At 73.8% G+C, this 17,759-nt stretch carries 13 protein-coding genes, 1 tRNA gene and 1 pseudogene; 9 read left to right on the forward strand and 6 right to left on the reverse strand.

Translation table 11 applies throughout. The features are described 5' to 3' along the window. Positions 1–471 precede the first annotated feature (471 nt). From ACFYST_RS30075 to ACFYST_RS30085, 3 genes and pseudogenes are all read right to left on the reverse strand, one after another. Positions 472–1,689: pseudogene (locus ACFYST_RS30075) on the reverse strand (PP2C family protein-serine/threonine phosphatase); the annotation flags it as partial. Positions 1,690–1,941: 252 nt separating this feature from the next. Continuing rightward, on the reverse strand, positions 1,942–3,231 hold the full coding sequence (locus ACFYST_RS30080) for an NAD(P)/FAD-dependent oxidoreductase (protein WP_387866878.1): 1,290 nt from the start codon (positions 3,229–3,231) through the stop codon (positions 1,942–1,944). A gap of 250 nt (positions 3,232–3,481) precedes the next feature. Continuing rightward, on the reverse strand, positions 3,482–3,916 hold the full coding sequence (locus tag ACFYST_RS30085) for a hypothetical protein (RefSeq protein ID WP_387866880.1): 435 nt from the start codon (positions 3,914–3,916) through the stop codon (positions 3,482–3,484). A 578-nt stretch (positions 3,917–4,494) separates the two neighbouring features. Between ACFYST_RS30085 and ACFYST_RS30090 the strand changes: the two genes are divergently transcribed. Both ACFYST_RS30090 and ACFYST_RS30095 read left to right on the forward strand, forming a co-directional pair. Continuing rightward, the gene (locus ACFYST_RS30090; protein WP_387866883.1) at positions 4,495–5,301 is read left to right on the forward strand and encodes a TetR/AcrR family transcriptional regulator; all 807 of its coding nucleotides are present in this window, start codon (positions 4,495–4,497) and stop codon (positions 5,299–5,301) included. A gap of 306 nt (positions 5,302–5,607) precedes the next feature. Next, positions 5,608–7,581 carry a sigma-70 family RNA polymerase sigma factor gene (locus ACFYST_RS30095; RefSeq protein ID WP_387866886.1) on the forward strand — a complete coding sequence of 658 codons (1,974 nt, stop codon included), beginning with the start codon at positions 5,608–5,610 and terminating at the stop codon, positions 7,579–7,581. 53 nt (positions 7,582–7,634) lie between these two features. Here the strand turns inward: ACFYST_RS30095 and ACFYST_RS30100 are convergent, their stop codons facing one another. The 3 genes from ACFYST_RS30100 to ACFYST_RS30110 form a co-directional block, all read right to left on the reverse strand. Continuing rightward, positions 7,635–8,330 carry a DsbA family oxidoreductase gene (locus tag ACFYST_RS30100; RefSeq protein ID WP_387640664.1) on the reverse strand — a complete coding sequence of 232 codons (696 nt, stop codon included), beginning with the start codon at positions 8,328–8,330 and terminating at the stop codon, positions 7,635–7,637. A gap of 90 nt (positions 8,331–8,420) precedes the next feature. Further along, the gene (locus ACFYST_RS30105; protein ID WP_387640661.1) at positions 8,421–8,909 is read right to left on the reverse strand and encodes a universal stress protein; all 489 of its coding nucleotides are present in this window, start codon (positions 8,907–8,909) and stop codon (positions 8,421–8,423) included. Between the two features lie 46 nt (positions 8,910–8,955). After that, positions 8,956–11,037: an asparagine synthase-related protein gene (locus tag ACFYST_RS30110; RefSeq protein WP_387866888.1), complete on the reverse strand. Its 2,082-nt coding sequence runs from the start codon at positions 11,035–11,037 to the stop codon at positions 8,956–8,958. 656 nt (positions 11,038–11,693) lie between these two features. Here ACFYST_RS30110 and ACFYST_RS30115 point away from each other — a divergent pair. The 7 genes from ACFYST_RS30115 (at position 11,694) to ACFYST_RS30145 (ending at position 17,441) form a co-directional block, all read left to right on the forward strand. Beyond that, positions 11,694–13,109, forward strand: coding sequence for an MFS transporter (locus ACFYST_RS30115; RefSeq protein WP_387640655.1), 1,416 nt, complete (start codon positions 11,694–11,696; stop codon positions 13,107–13,109). Positions 13,110–13,120: 11 nt separating this feature from the next. Beyond that, complete coding sequence (lhgO, locus tag ACFYST_RS30120) at positions 13,121–14,317, forward strand: L-2-hydroxyglutarate oxidase (protein ID WP_387866890.1); 1,197 nt, start codon at positions 13,121–13,123, stop codon at positions 14,315–14,317. Between the two features lie 155 nt (positions 14,318–14,472). Further along, entirely contained in the window at positions 14,473–15,303 is an 831-nt protein-coding gene (gene trmB, locus ACFYST_RS30125; RefSeq protein ID WP_387866893.1) for a tRNA (guanosine(46)-N7)-methyltransferase TrmB, read from the forward strand. A 96-nt stretch (positions 15,304–15,399) separates the two neighbouring features. Further along, positions 15,400–15,657 (forward strand): type II toxin-antitoxin system Phd/YefM family antitoxin, encoded by a 258-nt coding sequence (locus ACFYST_RS30130; RefSeq protein WP_387640647.1) that lies wholly within the window; start codon positions 15,400–15,402, stop codon positions 15,655–15,657. Beyond that, positions 15,654–15,914, forward strand: a complete 261-nt coding sequence (locus ACFYST_RS30135; protein WP_387640645.1) for a Txe/YoeB family addiction module toxin — start codon at positions 15,654–15,656, stop codon at positions 15,912–15,914. The genes ACFYST_RS30130 and ACFYST_RS30135 overlap by 4 nt, the downstream gene beginning before the upstream one ends. Before the next feature lie 154 nt (positions 15,915–16,068). Further along, positions 16,069–17,298, forward strand: a complete 1,230-nt coding sequence (locus ACFYST_RS30140) for a PrsW family intramembrane metalloprotease (RefSeq protein ID WP_387640642.1) — start codon at positions 16,069–16,071, stop codon at positions 17,296–17,298. Between the two features lie 69 nt (positions 17,299–17,367). Beyond that, positions 17,368–17,441 (forward strand) — tRNA-Met (locus ACFYST_RS30145). Positions 17,442–17,759 lie beyond the last annotated feature (318 nt).

Genomic DNA, 17,759 nt, shown 5'->3' on the forward strand with positions numbered 1-17,759 from the left:
CCAACCGATCCAGTAGGACCGGCCGGGGATGTCAACATATCTGGCGTTGACTTTTGGCACGCTGTTGAGTTCTCAAGGAACGGACACTTCCTTCGAGCCGCATTCCTGCGGGCCCTCCGGGCGCTTCGTTCTTTCGTGTTCTCAGCTTATCAGATGTTTTCCGCTCCGTTTTCCGGAGTTTCGATCCGACTTGCTGTTTGTCTTCCCTGCCTCGCGGCCGTTCCGACGTTTCAAACTCTAGCCGATCCCCGCTCCGAAAAGCGAATCCGCCGCAATCTCCGAAATCGCGCACAGCAAATACGAACGGAGACGCGAAAAGGACGCGACCGTCACGGATCAACTGGGTGGTTCTCAGGGATTGGCCGCCCCGGGACCGTCCACGCAGACGCGTGCTCGGTGCTCCCTGTCAGGCAACTCGGAGAACTCTACACACCTTCGGACCCGGCATCAAGTGGTGCCGGGAAGTGCCACCTGGAAGACCAGGACGGCGACGTCGTCGTCGTGTTCCGCCGAGACGCCGAGGGCGCGCAGGAGGCGGGAGCAGACGATGTCGGGGGTGGCGACGGAACCGGTGAGGGTGTGGGCGAGGTGGTCGATGCCCTGGTCGATGTCCTGGTCGCGGCGTTCGACCAGGCCGTCGGTGTAGAGGACGCCGGTGGTGCCGGGGAGCAGGCGGAGGGTGTGGGAGAGGTGGCCGGCGCCGCCGGTGCCGAGGGGTGGGCCGTTCTGTTCCTCGCCGCGCAGGACTGTGCCGTCGGGGGCGCGGAGGAGGAGGGGGAGGTGGCCGGCGGAGGCGTAGACGAGTGTGGTGGTGGCTGGGTCCCAGACGGCATAGGTGCAGGTGGCGATCTGGTTGGCGTCGATCTCCATGGCGAGGCCGTCGAGCAGGGTCATTACTTCGTGCGGCGGGAGGTCGAGGCGCGCGTAGGCGCGGACGGCGGTACGGAGCTGGCCCATGACGGCGGCGGCGCGCAGACCGCGGCCCATGACGTCGCCGATGACGAGGGCGGTGCGTCCGCCGCCGAGGCCGATGACGTCGTACCAGTCGCCGCCGACGGCTGCTTCGGCTCCGCCGGGTTGGTAAGTGGCGGCGACGTGGAGGTCGGCGGGCTGTTCGAGTTTCTGCGGGAGCAGGCTGTGCTGGAGGGTGACGGCGGCTTCGCGTTGGCGGCGTTCGGCGTCGCGGAGGCGGCCGGCGGCCTGGACCTGGTCGGTGACTTCGGTGGCGAAGATCAGGACGCCGGCGGGGGTGCTGTGTTCGTCGGGGCCGAGCGGGACGCAGGCGATGTTGTAGTAGCGGTTGCCGCCGAGGCCGAGGATGCACCGGGCCTTGACGCTGCGGGGGCGGCCGCTGCGCAGGACCTGGTCGAGCAGGGGGAGCACGCCGAGCGCGGTGATTTCGGGGAGGGCTTCGGCGGCGGGGCGGCCGGGGGTGCGGGGGCCGAACAGGTCGCGGTAGGCGCGGTTGGCGTAGCCGAGCGAGTGCTGCGGGCCGTGGGTGAGGGCGACGGGGGCGGGCAGGCGATGCAGGACGTCGCGGAGGTCGTAGAGCTGTTCGGGGTCGCGGAGGTCGGGGCCGGAGGCGGCGCGGTCGCGCTGGCCGGGGACGGTGACGGGTTCGTCCGCGGTGGTGGGGGGCGTCCGCCTGGCGGCTCCGGTGAGCCGGGCGCTCCAGCGCATGAGGTTCAACGTCGGCCGCTTCCTCGGGGGAACTGGGGGACTTGGGGGGAACTGATGTGGGGTGTGCCTGCTCTGCGGGTCGATTGCGGTGTGATCATCACCTTGTGTGCGTGAACCAGCACAAGGCGTGATGGGTGGGCGGGGTCGATCCTGTCAGGCTCCGGGGTGATTCCGGAAGTCGAGCCCCCGATGCGGCGCGTTCCGGCGGGCGTGCGCCGAGGTGTGCTTCCGTGCGGGCCGTAGCGCGGGTGACGGGATCTGTCAGCTGCCGGGGCCGGACGTACCGGGGCCGGTGGTGAAACCGGACTCGAACTCGGCACGGGGATGCTCGATGGCGCCGAGCGCGACCACCTCGCGCGGGAACAGGCCGCCGAACAGCCAGTCCATCAGGACCCTGATCCGGCGCTCCCGACTGGGCAGGCGGCGCAGCTGGCGGGCGCGGTGCAGCCACCAGGCGCGGCGGCCGGTGAGGCGGGCACCGCGTCGGGTGTGGGCGACGGCCCGGCGCAGGCCGAGCGAGGTGGAGCAGGCGGGGTCGCCCGGCCGGTAGTCGGTGAGGGGCTGACCGGCGAGCTCGGCGGCGAGGTTCTCGGCGAGGAGTTTGGCCTGGGCGAGGGCGTGCTGGGCGTTGGGGGCGCAGGTCTGGCCGGCCTGGTCGGGGACGGCGGCGCAGTCACCGGCCGCCCAGGCGCCGGTCAGGGCGGTGCCGTCGGGGTTGGCGATCCGGAGGGTGGGCAGGCAGGTGATCCGGCCCGCGTGGTCGAGCGGGAGGTCGGTGAGGGCGAGCACCGGGGCGGGACGAATGCCGGCCGTCCACACCAGGGTGCGGGCGGCGAAGCGCCCGCCGTCGGAGAGCACCATGACCTGATCGACGGCGGATTCCAGGGTGGTGGAGAGCCGGATGTCGATATTGCGTTCGCGGAGTTCGGCGAGGGTATGGGTGGCGAGTTCCGGGATCTCCTCATTGAGAATGCGGTCCCTGGCCTCGACCAGTACCCAGCGCAGGTCCTCCGGGGTGAGGTTGTGGAAGCCCTTGGTGGCGGTGCGGGCCATGTCCTCCAATTCGGCCAGGGCCCCGACGCCCGCGTAGCCCGCGCCGACGAAGACAAAAGTGAGGGCGGCCTGCCGGAGTGCCGGGTCGCGGGTGGAGGAGGCCAGGTCGAGCTGCTCCAGGACGTGGTTGCGCAGCGCGACCGCCTCGCCGACAGTCGCGAAGCCCATGCCGTGGTCGGCGAGGCCGGGCACGGGGGCGGTGCGGGAGACCGCACCCGGGGCCATCACCAGGACGTCGTACGGAACTTCCGTGGGCAGCCGGAGCTCGCCGCGCGGCGCCGCATCCACCCAGGCAGTGCGGACGGCGTGGTCGATCCTGGTGACGCGGGCCGTGAGCACCCGGCAGTCGGGCAGCGCGGTGCGCAGCGGGACGACCACGTGGCGGGGGTCGATGGAGCCGGCGGCGACCTCGGCCAGCAGCGGCTGGAAGGTGAGGTACGGCTGCGGTTCGACGATCGTGATGTCGATCCGGCGGTCCCTCAACTGCGGTCGCAGCAACTGCTGGAGGCGCAGCGCGGTGCTCAGTCCGGCGCAGCCGCCGCCGATGATCAGGATCCGAATGGGGCACCTCCGGCCGGCCCTCGGGCTGTGACCCGTTTCACGTTCCCCCTATGACGCACCCACCGGAGGGTTCTTGTCCACACTCCGGGCCGGATCGGCCCGAATCCGGTCCGGAAAGCGGCCCCGAAACGCGCCGTACCGCCCCGATCGAGCAACTGGCGGGGGCGGCACGGGGGTTGGGCGACGGTCAGTGCGACCAGTACGGGTCGTCCTGCCGGCCGGCGGGAGTTGCGGCAGAGGATGGACGAGGGGTCTGCTCGTCGTTGAACAGAGTGAAGGTTCCGGGGTCCTTCACTGGATCGACCGTGGCATCGAGGTGGGTGTTCCCGTGCGGTTCGATCGTCACAAAGATCCGAGCGCCGTCCGGCATGGTGGCCCCTACCCGACGGGCGGTGTCGTCGCGGGTGACGGCGGTGCGGATCAGCTTGTCGCCCTGGGAGTCCATCTCCCGGGAGAGGTTGTCGAGCAGGCGCTTCCACTCGTCGGTGCAGGAGTTGAGTTCGCTGCCGGTCTGCCAGCCGCGGAGGCCGCTCTCGGCGCTGTCGGAGGCCGCGAGGACGCCGCCGGTCTCGCCGGGGATGGCCTCGGCGGTCTGTTGGGCCGTCCGGCCGGAATGTTCCAACTCGTCGGGGGAAACGGTGAATCCGTTTCCCCCGTTTCCCCCGGGTTCTGCTTGCCGCATCATGACCCCCCATGTGGCCGGCAAATTTGTGTGGTTGTTGTGCGAGTGCGTTGATCACGCTAGCGAGGAACGGTCGTTCGGCAGGCGGAAACGTGTACGTTCGACCGGCTCGGAGCCGGGGCGGGAGCGATCCGAGGGCGCTGATGGCTCGTCAAGACCTGGCAAAGGAGGGCGAGTCGGGGCAGAGGAGTGTCGCCGACCGGATGTGATGGGCCTCACGTGGGCCGATGGGCGACGCTGGGGGGATTTGTCCGGAGTGGGGGCGAGATCGGGCCGTTCGGGGTGGCGGGTGGTCCACTTCTGCGGCGAACTTCCTTGAACTATGGTCGGATTGTGGTTCGGACCGCCGATGGTGCCGGTCCATGTACCTGCGAGCCCGGTGGCGTCGGTGCGACTGCCCGGGAGCCATCCGGGGAAGGTAGTGCGCGGACGTCGGACCGACCGGTGTCGGCAGCGCACACCAGGGGGCGCAGTGACCGTTCGGGTGCCCGGGACGGGGTGCCTCGGGGGAGGTTGGCATGTCGGAGCAGGAACAGTTGGCCGAGCGGTCGCCAAGTGGCGCGTTCGGGAGGACCGCGGTGGATGTGGTGCCGGAGCAGCGCGGGCCGGGTGCGCGGGAGCAGTACGCGTTCCCGCCCAGTGAACGTCCGAGTGAGCGCCCGGGTGAGCGCCCGGGCGAGCCGCGGGGTGCGGGTTCGCGCTTGCGGGTGGATGCCCGGCGGAACCTGGAGAGTGTGCTGCGGGCTGCCCGTGAGGTGTTCGGCGAGCTCGGGTACGGGGCGCCGATGGAGGAGGTCGCGCGCCGGGCCGGGGTTGGTGTCGGCACGGTGTACCGGCGTTTCCCCAGCAAGGAGGTGCTGGTCCAGCGGATCGCCGCCGAGGAGGTGTCGTGGCTGACGGCGCAGGCCCGGGAGTCGCTGTACGGCGGGTTGAACGGTCCGTGGGACGCGCTGGCCGGATTCCTGCAGCGGGCCGCGTCCTCGGGTGCGGGCCGGCTGCTGCCGCCGGAGGCGTTCCGCTATGCCGAGGAGATCGGCCGGGTGCCGGAGCAGCGCGGTGCCGAGCTGCGGGCGTTCGGCGGAGTGGCCGAGGGTGAGTCGAGTGCGGATCCGCGGCTGCTGCTGCAGTTGCTGGCGGCGCTGGTGGCCCGGGCGGGTGCGGCGGGCGAGTTGCGGCCGGGGGTGACGGTGTCCGATGTGGTGCTGGTGCTGACGGCGGCGGTGCCGGTGCACGCGTCGGCGGCGTTCGAGGCCGGGGACGGCGGTGAGGGTGGTGCCGGGGGCCGGCTGCTCCAGCTCCTGTTGCAGGGTCTGCGCGCGGCCTGAACCGGCACCGGGGGCCGTGGAATCGGCGGCCGGGCCGGTGACGCATCGTTCGAGTGACGGGGCGCCGCCCGGCGCGGGCGGCGCGCGGAACTGTCCGGGTACGCGCGGTGCTTGCGCCGTCGATCTCCGAACACTTCGGCGAGCGGCGGCACGGAAGAGTGGGTGCGGCACCGGGCGGCTACCGGTGGTCGCCGCACCATGCCATGCTTTGCCCGTGGTTGGAGCCATTGTCCCGTTGCGTACCGTGCCCGCCGTCGAGTTCGAGGGGCGGCCCGGGTCGCGCGCCGTGCGGGCGGGCGGTGCCAGGTGAATCCCGAGGAGCAGGGCGAGGGCGGGGAGTTCGGTTTCGGGCTGGGTGCCGCGCAGGTCCCGGACCAGGCGGGCAGCCCCGCCCGGGAGTCGTTGACCGGCCGGGTGCCGGGCCAGGCCCCCGCCGGGCAGGGCGGGGTCAGCCCGGAGGCGTTCATCACCGAGGAGTTCGCGGTGCGCGCCGCGGTGCCCCCGCCGGCCGATCCGGTGGACGGTGAACGCCCGGCCTCGGACGCCGAGTTGACCGCCCGGGTGCGGGCCGGCGACGACGCCGCGTACGAGGAGATCTACCGCCGGCACGCGGACGCGGTGCGCCGCTACGCCCGGACGTGCTGCCGGGACAGTTTCACCGCCGAGGACCTCGCGGGCGAGGTGTTCGCCCGCACCCTGCAGGCGTTGAAGGCGGGCAAGGGGCCGGAGTTCGCGGTCCGCGCCTACCTGCTGACGGCGGTGCGCAACGTCGCGGCGGCCTGGATGCGTTCGGACCGGCGCGAGCAACTGGTGGACGACTTCTCGACGTTCGCCGAGGCGTCCGCCGCCACCATCGAGTTCGACCTGGCCGACCCGGGCGCGGACGCCTGGGCGCTGGCGCTGGCCGATCAGCGCATGGTGATGCGGGCGTACGCCGAACTCCCGGAGGACGACCGGGTGGTGCTCTGGCACACCGAGGTCGAGCGGGAGTCGCCGAAGACGGTGGCGGTGATGCTCGGCAAGACCGCCAACGCGACGGCCGTGCAGGCCCACCGGGCCCGGGACCGGCTGGCCGCCGCGTTCCTGCAGGCGCACGTGTCGGGCAGTCAGGAGTCGGGCTGCGCCGGGTACGCGAACCGGCTGGGCGCGTACGCCCGCGGCTCGCTGCGCAAGCGGGCGTCGGCGGAGGTCGGCAAGCACGTCCAGGACTGCACCCGCTGCACGGCCGCGTACCTGGAGCTGGCCGACATCAACCACAGTCTGCGGGCGGTGCTGCCCGGGGGCGCGCTGCTCTGGGTCGGCGCCGGCTGGTTCACGGCCGCGGTGGCCGCGGCCGGTGCCGGGGCCGCCGTCACGGGCGCGGTCGCCGGCGGTGCAGCCGCGGCGGGCGGCGGTACGGCGGCGGGCGGGTCGTCCGGTGGTGGCGGGGCGACCGCGGCGGCCGGGCAGGGGCTCGGCACGGCCGCGAAGGCCGGGATCGCCGCGGGCATCGCCATGGTGGCGGTGGCCGTCGCCGCGTACGCGCTCACCGGTTCGCCGGAGCCGACACCGCCGGTGGCCGCGCCGCCGCCGATCAGCGCGGTGCCGGACGCCCCGACGCCGGTGCCGCAGGCGGCCGCGCCGAAGCCGACGCCCGCCGCACCGACGTCATCGCCGTCGTCACCGTCGTCGTCCCAGTCGCCGTCGCAGACTCCGAGTCCGACGCCGAAGACCGGTTCGACGCCTTCGCAGTCGCCGAGCCCGGAGCCGTCCGCCCCGCAGTCCCAGGCGCCGAGCCCGGAGCCGCCGGTCCAGGCGCCGTCGAGCCCGCCCCCGAGCCCCTCGCCGAGTCCGAGCACCAGCACGGTCAGCCGGTTCTGGCTGGACGAGCTGCCGCTGAACCGCGGGCACCGCACCCCGGGCACCCCGACCATCCGCGGCGCCGGGTCCGCCATGCAGCGGTCCGGGGCGTGGATGCAGGGCGACTTCTACCGGCACGTGCTGGCGGTCCAGGTGCCGTCCCGGGTGACCATCGACCTGAACCGCAGCTGCCGGTCGTTCGACGCCGTCGCCGGGCTGGACGACTTCGGAGTGACCTACGGGCGGGTGATCTTCGCGGTGCAGGGCGACAACGGTGAAGTGCTGTGGAGTTCCGGCGAGTTGTCCGCGAACGACGATCCGGTCGCGGTGCACGCCGAACTGACCGGCCAGTCCTCGATCCGGCTGGTGGTGACCACGGCCCGCGGTTCCGTCCCGGTGATCGACCTGGCGGACTGGGCGCAGGCCAGTCTCAGCTGCTGACGTACCGGGCGCCCGGCCAGGCCCTGCTGGGCGCCCAGGTACGTCAGCGGGCCTCAGATCTGGCAGCTGCCGTCCGCGCAGGTCTCCCCGTCCGGGACGATCGGGGTGAGCTGCCGGGAGGTCTCGGCCTCGACCTGGCGCAGCACCTGGAGGAAGGTGTCGGCCTCCTGGCCGCCCTGGACGGCCCACTGGCCCTCGAAGACGAAGGTGGGGACGGCGGTGACGCCGATGGCGCGGGCCTCGGCAAGCTGCGCGAGCGTCTCGGCCTCGCCCTCGTCGCCGGCCAGGTAGGCGGCGGCGCGCTCGCGGTCGATGCCGGTCTCGGCGGCGAGGCCGGCCAGCGCCTCGACGTCGCCGACGTTCACGCCCTCGGAGAAGTGCGCCTTCAGCAGGCGCTCCTTGAGGGCGGCCTGCACGGCGGGGCCGTACTCGGTCTCGGCGAGGTGCAGCAGGCGGTGGGCGCGGAGGGTGTTGACCTCGAGCGCGGCGTCGAAGTCGTAGTCGATGCCGAGGGTCTTACCGACCTCGGTGATCCGGGCGTCCATGGCGAGGGACTGCGGCCCGTAGCGCTCGGCGAGCCATTCGCGGTGCGGGCGGGCCTGCTCGGGGGCGTCGGGGACGAGCTGGTAGGGGCGGTAGACCACCTCGACGCCGTCCTTGCCCTCGAAGCGCTCGAGTGCCTGCTCGAAGCGCCGCTTGCCGACGTAGCACCAGGGGCAGGCGATGTCCGAGTAGATTTCGACCTTCATGGCGGGGCGGGCTCCTGTCGGGGTGGTTCGCGGCGGCCGGGTGGCCTCCAACAGGAAGATGAACGCTCAACCACCGGCGGTCATTCCTGGTCAGGCGTCCTCGGCGGGCGCCGGGACCACCAGCACGGGGCAGCCGGCGTGGTGCACGGCGGCGGTGCTGACCGAACCGAGCAGCAGCCGGGAGAAGCCGCCGTTGCCGCGGGTGCCGAGCACCAGGGTGTGCCGCCCGTCCGCGGCCCGGAGCAGCACGTCCACCACGTTGCCGAGCAGCACGTGCAGGGTGAGCGGCCCGGCGTACGGGCGGGGGCGGGCGGCCTGGACGGTGTCGACGGCGCGGCGCAGGCCGTCCGACATGCTCGCGGTGAGGCGCTGGACGCTCTCCTGGACCAGGTCGGCCATGCCCGGCGCCCAGCCGGTGGGCGAGGGGTTGACCACGGCGAGCACGTGCAGCGGCAGGTGGTGTGCCTCGGCCTCGGTCATCGCCCGGTCGAGCGCCCAGAGCGAGGCGTCGGAGCCGTCGCAGGCGGTGAGGATCGCGGCGCCGGGCGGCGGGGCCTCGGTGCTGACGGGGAGGGTCATGGCCCCGAAGCTATCCGGCGGACCGGCCCGGGCCGGGCAGGCACGCTCAGCGCTCCAGGGCGGTGCGGCGCGGGGCTGGCAGGCCGGTCCAGGCCGAGCCGGGGCGGCGGGCGGCGAGGCGGCGCAGCCAGAGTTCGACGGCGATCAGCTCGCCGAGCGCGGCGAGGGTGGCGGGCGGGGCGTCCTGCGCGGGGTCGGTGGCGGCGGCGAGGGTCTTGCGGACGGCGGGGGTGTCGATCAGTCCGGCCTCGCCGAGCAGCGGGCGGTCGAGCAGTTCGGCGAGCGCGGGGGCGGCGGCCCGGATGCCGTTCCGGGCGGCGGTGTGCGGGTCGGGTCCGTTGGTGCGGCCCCAGTCGGCGGGCAGGTCGGTGCGGCCGGCGCCGGCCAGCACGGCGGCCAGCAGGGCGGGCCGGGCGCCGGGTTGCAGCCGGATCTCGTCGGGGAGCAGGCGGGCGGCGCGGACCACCTGGTTGTCGAGGAACGGCGCGTGCAGGCGCTGGCCGTGCTGTTCGGTGGCGTGCACCAGGGTGCGGTAGTGGGCGGCCTGCCGGTGCAGGGCGAGCCGGGCCCGGCGGGCGCCGGGCGGTTCGGTGGGGGCGCCGTCGCGGGCGGCGGTGCGCAGGTGCTGGGCGAGCGCGGCGAGGGGTTCGTCGGCCAGCAGGTGGGCGGCCGGGCCGGTCCGGTGCCAGGTCAGTTCGGCGGCCATCGCGCGGCCCATGGTGCCTGCCTCGCCCGGTTCGTGCCGGAGTCGCAGGCGCAGTGCGAGGTCGTCGAGGGCGTCGGCGTAGCGGGTGCGGGCGAGGCGGCGGGCGGCGCGCAGCACGGTGACGGGGGTGTGCAGGGTGGCGGTGAGGGTGCCGGCGGTGGCGCGGTCGGCGCCGGCCAGGGCGGCGATCGGGGGGAGCAGGTGGAGCGGGCGGCCGGCCCGGATCAGGTCGGCGAGTCGGGCGGGGTGGCCGTCGAGGACCTGCCGGGCGCCGTGGCCGGTGAGGTGGTCGGCGCCGCCGGCCCGGTGCGCGGCGGTGTGCCGGGCGGCGACCAGCAGTGCGGGGCCGGGTTCGTCGGTGAGCGGGCCGCCGGGCCCGTCCAGTCCGGCGTACGGGAGGACGGGCGGGACGACGAGGTGGCGCAGTCGGGGTGCGTGCACGGCGAGCGCGAGGCCGTCGGCGTCGCCGAGGGTGACGGCCGGGAGCGTCTCGGGTTCGGGCCGTTCGCCGGCGCCGCCGCGGGCCCAGGAGCCCCGGACGGCGCCGGTGCGGGCGGCGGGCCGTTCGAGCGCGGCGCCGGGGTGCGGGCAGGTGGTCAGCGGGACGGCGGCGGCGAGCAGCGCGACGGTGGCGGACGCGGTGCCGTAGGACAGGTCGACGCCGAGCCGGGGCCGGTCGCCGGGGGCGGTGGCGCGGACCCGGCAGCGGACGGCTTCCAGCAGGGCGCGGGTGAGTTCGCGGACGGCGGGCGCCTCGGCCCGGGCCTCGGCGGGCTCGTCGGGGTGCGCGGTGTGGTGGGCGCGGCCGCCGCGGATGCCGAGGGCGTGGCCGGGCGGCACCCGGCGGACGCCCCGGAAGGGGGTGCGGTCGCCGAGCGCCTCGGGTGTCTCGGGGGTGGCGAGGCGGGCGGCGAGGTGGCCGGCGTCCAGGGGTGCGCCGACCAGGTCGGCCAGCGGCAGTGCGGCGGTGGCGTAGGCGGTGCCGCCGGCGAACGGGGTGTGGAAGACCGGCTGGACGCCGGCCAGGTCGGTGAGCAGCACGGTGGAGCGGGTGCCGGCCCGCAGCACGACGGTGTAGCTGCCGGGCCAGTGGGTGAGGTGGCGCAGCGCGCCGCCGCGGGCGGCGGCCAGGCCGTCGGCGAGTTCGCGGTCGGTGGCGCCGCAGCGGCCGGCGACGGCGAGGCGCAGGGTGGCGGGGGTGTCCTGGTCGGCGCGGTCGGTGGGGTCGCGCGGGTCGAGTCCGCCGCGGACCGTGGCGGGGGCGCCGGGGCGGAGCACGGCGAGGCGCAGTTCGTCGGGGCGCCAGTCGCCGACGGCCCAGAGCGGGTCGGGGCCGCTCCAGAGCAGGGTGCCGGCGATCGGCCGGACCGCGGCGAGCGCCGGGTCGGCGGTCGGGCCGCTCCAGCCGGTGAGCCACCGCATCGCGCCTCCGTCGTGCCTTCGGCGCGCGGCGAACATCCGATGATGTGTGGGGAATTGGCGCACCGTCAGGAGACATCGTGCCATCGGTGGGGCCAAATCGGGCCAGGCTTGCGCGGCGGGGCGCACGGACCGGGCCACCCCCTCCGGGGCCCGGGCCGTGCGGGTCCTCGAACTCCCGCCCGGGGAGCGGCCGGTGGCCGGACAGCACGGCGCGGAAGTGGTCCGTGGACGCTGCGAAAGCGGCCGAGTTTGGCCGAAAGGCATCGCACGAGCCGGGAGGGCATCCGCATGCCCTCCCGGACGCGCCGCTGCCCGCGGGGATTGAGGCAGCGTTTCCCCCGGCCCGCCGGGTCCTCGACGGCGGGCCGATCCACAGGCACCAGCGAATCGCCCACCTGCCGATGCGGCCAGGGAGCACGGATGGCGCACACGGGCACGGGACGGGAGCACGGTTGTGCGGCAGGTGCCGGCCCCTCGCTCCGGGGGCGTCAGGTCGGCGAGCGTGGCATCAGCGCGTTCCCGCCAACCGGAATGCGACCTCTTAACCGTGGGAACGCGGGCGACTACGCTAGGTGCAAGCAGTCCGGTGGCGTGCTGCTGCCGTCGCGACTCGCCGCCATCCGCGCACGACGTCGCCAGGGGGTGCCACCGCCACCATGACCGTCAGCTCACGAGGGCCGAACGACCGGCTCGGCGCCCTCCTCGCGCTCGCCCAGATCAGCAACGCCGGGCTCGCCCGCCGGGTCAACGACCTCGGCGCGCAGCGCGGCCTGACCCTGCGCTACGACAAGACCTCGGTGGCCCGCTGGGTGACCAAGGGAATGGTGCCGCAGCGCCCGGTGCCGCACCTGATCGCCACCGCGCTCGGCAACAAGCTCGGCCGCCCGGTGCCGCTGGAGGAGATCGGCCTCGCCGACTCGCACCCCACGCCCGAACTCGGGCTGGAATTCCCGCGCGAAGTCCCCGAGGCGGTCCGCTCCGCCACCGAGCTCTGGCGCGTCGACCTGGACCTGCGGCGCGGCCCTGGCGGCGGCCGGTGGAGCGACAGCCTGGCCGGCACCTTCTCGGTCGCCGCGTACGCCACCCCCGTCTCCCGATGGCTGATCACGCCCGCCGACGGTTCGGTGGCCCGGGAGTCCGCCCCCGACCTGTCCGGCTACCGGGCCGGGCACGCGGACGCCACCAAGCTCCGCGAGGCCGCCCAGGAGGCCCGCCGCTGGGACTCCAAGTACGGCGGCGGCGACTGGCGTTCCTCGATGGTCCCGGAGTGCCTGCGGGTGGAGGCCGCCCCACTGCTGCTCGCCTCGTACAGCGACGCGGTGGGCCGGGCGCTGTTCGGCGCCACCGCCGAACTGACCAGGCTGGCCGGGTGGATGGCCTTCGACACCGGCCAGCACGAGGCCGCCCAGCGCTACTACATCCAGGCGCTGCGCCTGGCCCGGGCCGCCGGCGACGTGCCGCTCGGCGGGTACGTGCTGGCCTCGATGAGCCTGCAGGCGTCCTACCGTTCCTTCCCCGACGAGGCCGTCGACCTCGCCCAGGCCGCCCTGGAACGCAACCGGGGCCTGGCCACGGCACGCACCATGAGCTTCTTCCACCTGGTCGAGGCCCGCGCCCACGCCAAAGCCGGCAACGCCCCCGCCTGCAGCACCGCGCTGTCCGCCGCCGAAGCCGCCCTGGACCGGGCCCGCCCCGGCGACCACGACCCGACCTGGATCGACTTCTACGCCTACGACCGCCTCGCCGCCGACGCCGCCGAGTGCTTCCGCGACCTCGGAGTGCCGTCCAAGGTCCGGCACTTCACCCGCGAGGCGCTGGCCCGCCCGACCGAGGGCTTCGTCCGCTCGCACGGCCTGCGGCTGATCGTCTCCGCGATGGCCGAGGCCGAAGCCGGCGACCTGGACGCCGCCGTCGCCGCCGGCGAACGCGCCGTCGAGGTCGCCGGGCGGATCTCCTCGCACCGCAGCCGCGAGTACGTCGTCGAGCTGCTGCGCCGCCTGGAGCCCTACCAGAACGAGCAGCGGGTCAAGGAGCTCACCGAACGCGCCCGTCTGGTCCTCACCAGCGGCTGAAGGGCACGGGGTTGAAGCACGACGTCAAGGTCCTGGTGGTCGGCGGCGGCATCGTCGGCCTGTCCACCGCGTACGCGCTCACCCGGGCCGGCACCTCCGTCATGGTGCTGGAGAAGGAGAGCGCCCTCGCCACCCACCAGACCGGACGCAACAGCGGCGTCATCCACAGCGGCGTCTACTACCGGCCCGGCTCGCTGAAGGCCCGCTACGCCACCGAAGGCGCCCGCGAGATGGTCGAGTTCTGCCGCGAGCAGGGCGTCGCCCACGAAGTCACCGGCAAACTCGTCGTCGCCACCGACCCGTCCGAACTCCCCCGCCTCGCCGCCCTCGCCGAACGCGGGCGGGCCAACGGCATCCCGCTGCGAGAACTCGACCCGGCCGGCATCCGCGACCACGAACCCGAGGTCACCGGCATCGCCGGCCTGCACCTCGCCACCACCGGCATCTGCGACTACACCGCCGTGGCCCGCCGGTACGCCGCCCTCGCCGGCGAACGCGGCGCCGAACTGCGGCTCGCCACCCCCGTCCTGGACATCGCCCGGCGCGCCGACGGGGTCACCGTCACCACGCCCACCGGCGAAATCCGCTGCGCGGTGCTGGTCAACTGCGCCGGACTGCACAGCGACCGGATCGCCCGGCTGGCCGGCGACGACCCCGGCCTGCGGATCGTCCCGTTCCGCGGCGAGTACTACGAACTCACGCCCGCCCGCCGGTCATTGGTCCGCGGCCTGGTCTACCCCGTCCCCGACCCGGCGTTCCCGTTCCTCGGCGTCCACCTCACCCGCGGCATCCACGGCGACGTCCACGTCGGCCCGAACGCCGTCCCCGCGCTGGCCCGGGAAGGCTACGACTGGCACACCATCAGCCTCCGCGACCTGGCCGGGACGGTCCGCTTCCCCGGCGCCTGGACGATCGCCCGCCGGCACTGGCGCTACGAACTCGGCGAACTCCACCGCTCCCTCTCCAAACGCGCCTTCACCGCCGCCGTCCGCCGCCTCCTCCCCACCATCACCGAATCCGACCTCCGCCCCGCCCCCGCCGGCGTCCGCGCCCAGGCCGTCGCCCGCGACGGCACCCTCCTCGACGACTTCGCCTTCGCCGGCACCGGCCGCCTCGTCCACGTCCTCAACGCACCCTCGCCGGCGGCGACGGCGTCACTGGCGATCGGGCGGGAGGTGGCCCGCCGGGCCATGGCCGCAGCCGGGTGAACGCGAGCTTGAGGTTGGGCGCCTTCCGCTGCGCGCAGTTCCCCGCGCCCCTGATTGGTCGCCCGCCAGCTCGCGCAAGTCTCCCCGCGCCCCCGGGTTCGCACCCGCACGTGCCCGATCACCCGATTTTCGAGCTCCCGTAGACTCGTGTGATTGTGACTTCCTCCGCCCCCAGCCCCCAGTTGCCCGCGTCGGCCCGGCTGTCCGCCGCCCCGGCGGCGTACCCCGCGCCGATGTACCCGCACAAGGCCACCGAGGCCCAGCACCGTGAGCAGCGGATCCGCAGTTTCCAGCCGCGTCGTGGTCGGATGACCAAGGCGCAGGCGGGTGCGCTGGACCGCGGCTGGGAGCGTTTCGGCCACGCCATCGACGGCACCCCGATGGACCTGCCGGCGATGTTCGACGGCCGTCCGGTGACGCTGGAGATCGGCTTCGGAATGGGCGACACCACGGCCGCGATGGCGGCGGCCGACCCCACGTCCGGGATCCTCGCGGCGGACGTCCACACCCCGGGCCACGGCAACCTGCTGCAGTTCCTGGAGCGCGACGGTTCGGAGAACGTCCGCCTCGCGGCGGGCGACGCGGTCATCCTGCTGCGCGACATGCTGCCGGACGCGTCGCTGGCGGGCCTGCGGGTGTACTTCCCGGACCCGTGGCCGAAGCCGAAGCACCACAAGCGCCGGCTGATCCAGGAGTCGTTCCTGGAGCTGGTGCTGCCCCGCCTCGCCCCGGGCGCGCTGGTGCACTGCGCGACCGACTGGGAGCCGTACGCCGAGCAGATGCTGGCCGTACTGGAGGCCTCGCCGGAGCTGGAGAACCTGCACCCGGAGGGCGACGGTTCGCCGTGGCTGGAGCCGGACGAGCACCCCGCGGGCACCGTCCCGGGCTACGCTCCGCGCCCCGACTGGCGTCCGGTGACCAAGTTCGAACGGGCCGGCCTGGCCAAGGGCCACGCGGTGCACGACCTGCTGTTCCGCCGCCGCTAGCCCGCTGCGCGGCCCGCCGGATCGCCCCTGCGGGGGAATGAAGCTTGAGGGCCCTGGGCATCCTGCGTACAATTTTCTGTACGCAGGAGGTGGACCGTGAAGACCATGTCGTACTCGGAGTCCCGCGCCCGGTATGCCGAGGTGCTCAATGCCGTCGTCGACGACCGCGAGGAGATAGTGATCACCCGCGCCGGGCACGAGCCGGTCGTCATCGTTTCGCTCGAGGACTACGAGTCCTTGAAGGAGACGGCCTACCTGCTGCGCAGCCCCGCGAACGCACGGCGCCTGCTGGCCTCCATCGAGGAGCTGGAGAACGGCGGCGGGAGCGTACGGGAGCTGGCGGATCCCGAGTGAAGATCATCTTCGCCTCCCGCGCCTGGGAGGACTACCTGTGGTGGCAGGTCCAGGACCGCAGGATTCTCAAGCGGATCAACGCCCTCATTGCTGATGTCGCCCGCCACGGCAATGAGGGAATCGGCAAGCCGGAGCCCCTGAAGCACGGTTTCCAGGGGTACTGGTCGCGGCGGATCAACGACGAGCACCGCCTGATCTACAAGGCCACCGACGATTCGATTCTGATCGCGCAGTGCCGCTACCACTACGAGAGCTGACGACGGCGGGCGCGTTCTCCCCCGCGACATCACGGGTAGGAACAACACCGAAGCGGCGTCCGCCGCTTCGCCTTGCTGACGGCCTGTCACCCCGGCCGTACGGATTGTGCTCCCCACTCCCGCCGGAGTGGAGGATTCGCCTACGCTTCTGCAGGTGAGCAGTCCGCCCGGCGGCAAGGCCTCCCCCAGCCTGCCTGTAGGGGTCGCCGCCATGGCCGCCGATCTGCCGCCTTCCCGGGACGGCGCTCGGGCGTTCCCGGAGTCGGGGGCGCACCGGGTGCGGGTGTACCTGTCGGCGGTGGGGCGGATCCCGGGGCAGCGTGGTGGCCGGGTGATCCGGGTCGCGCCGTCGGTGGTGCGCCGGTTGTGGCCGATGCGCCGGCCGGCCGCGTCCTCGGCGGTGGCGGCGCTGGCGCTGGCCGGGTCCGGGGTGCTGATCCTGCATCTGGTGCAGCGTCAGACGGGGACGGCCGGGTTGCTGGTGGGTCTCGGGCTGGCGTTGCTGCCGTTGCCGTTCGTACTGGGGGCGCTGGCGTGGCTGAACCAGACCGCGCGGGTGCCGATCCGGCACACCCTGTTCTGCCTGGCCTGGGGGGCCTGCGCGGCAACCACGGTGGCGATCATGGCGAACGGCTGGGCGAGCGACTTCCTGATCGCCCACCGGGGCGCGCGCGGGGAGACCTGGGGCGCGGAGTTCGCGACGCCGCTGATCGAAGAGGTGGCGAAGAGCTCGGCGCTGCTGATGCTGCTGCTGCCGTTGCGGCGGCGGCACCAGTGCGAACCGGGCCGCCCGTGCGGACGGCTGCGACGCCTGCTGTGGCACCGGCACGACGACCCCGAGCGGGCGGTGGCACTGTTCCGGCCCGCGCCGGCCTGGCGACTGCGGGCCCGTTCGCACCCGCGCACCCTGGCGGCGGGGGCGGTCCTGGGCGGGGTCACGGCGTCCGGCTTCGCGTTCACCGAGAACGCGCTCTACCTGGGGCGGGCGTTCACCGCGGACCGGCAGGCCCGGCTGGACGCGATCGGCCTGGGCCGCCCACCGAGCCTGCGGGACTTCGACGGGACGGTGCACACCTTCGTCCTGCGGGCCCTGCTGTCACCGTTCGCGCATCCGCTGTTCACCGCGCTGGCCGGCATAGGCCTCGCGGTGACGCTGACCACCGGCCGCCGCTGGGCGGCCCGGCTCGGCGCCCCGGCGGGCCTGCTGCTGGCGATGGGCCTACACGGGGTGTGGAACGCGGCGGCCGGACTGGGCACCGACGGCTTCCTGCTGGTGTACGGCCTGGTGATGGTGCCGTGCTTCGCGGCACTGGTCTGCTTCGCGGTGTGGGCGCAGACCCGCCGCACCCGCCAGCCGGCCGGTCCCGGCCGACCAGCGCGGTGACCTGCGCGGGTGCCCGCGGAGAACGGATTTCCCTTTCTCGCAGGAGTCACGTAGAGTCGTGTTCACCGACGCGGGGTGGAGCAGCTCGGTAGCTCGCTGGGCTCATAACCCAGAGGTCGCAGGTTCAAATCCTGTCCCCGCTACTCAGTAGCAAACGAAGGCCCGGAGGCATCGCCTCCGGGTCTTCGTCGTGCCCGCCGTGAATTGCCCGGCGAATAAATCCGTTGCCCACCCCGACAGCGGTGCCTACGCTGGCGGCACACTGAAAGGAGGTGATCCTGAGTTGAGTTCCTTCAGGATGCGTGAGGTGGCTGCTCGCTAGAGCCGCCCCTGCCTGCGCAGCGGTGAGGCCCTACTGGCCTCCGGCTCAGGCTAATTCCCAGCAGTCACCCGGCCCGTGGGCTCACCGGTACATCCCCGGTGCCTCGACCGCCGCCCCCGCCCAGCGGGGCCCGGCCCGA

Source organism: Kitasatospora sp. NPDC004614 (genome assembly GCF_042873675.1).
In the GTDB taxonomy this organism is placed as follows: domain Bacteria; phylum Actinomycetota; class Actinomycetes; order Streptomycetales; family Streptomycetaceae; genus Kitasatospora.

What these genes read in the sequence shown, in the direction of transcription:
- ACFYST_RS30100 (WP_387640664.1), bottom strand. Translation starts at nt 8,330, where the DNA reads ATGAAGGTCGAAATCTACTCGGACATCGCCTGCCCCTGGTGCTACGTC.
- ACFYST_RS30105 (WP_387640661.1), bottom strand. Translation starts at nt 8,909, where the DNA reads ATGACCCTCCCCGTCAGCACCGAGGCCCCGCCGCCCGGCGCCGCGATC.
- ACFYST_RS30115 (WP_387640655.1), top strand. Translation starts at nt 11,694, where the DNA reads ATGACCGTCAGCTCACGAGGGCCGAACGACCGGCTCGGCGCCCTCCTC.
- ACFYST_RS30090 (WP_387866883.1), top strand. Translation starts at nt 4,495, where the DNA reads ATGTCGGAGCAGGAACAGTTGGCCGAGCGGTCGCCAAGTGGCGCGTTC.
- ACFYST_RS30110 (WP_387866888.1), bottom strand. Translation starts at nt 11,037, where the DNA reads ATGCGGTGGCTCACCGGCTGGAGCGGCCCGACCGCCGACCCGGCGCTC.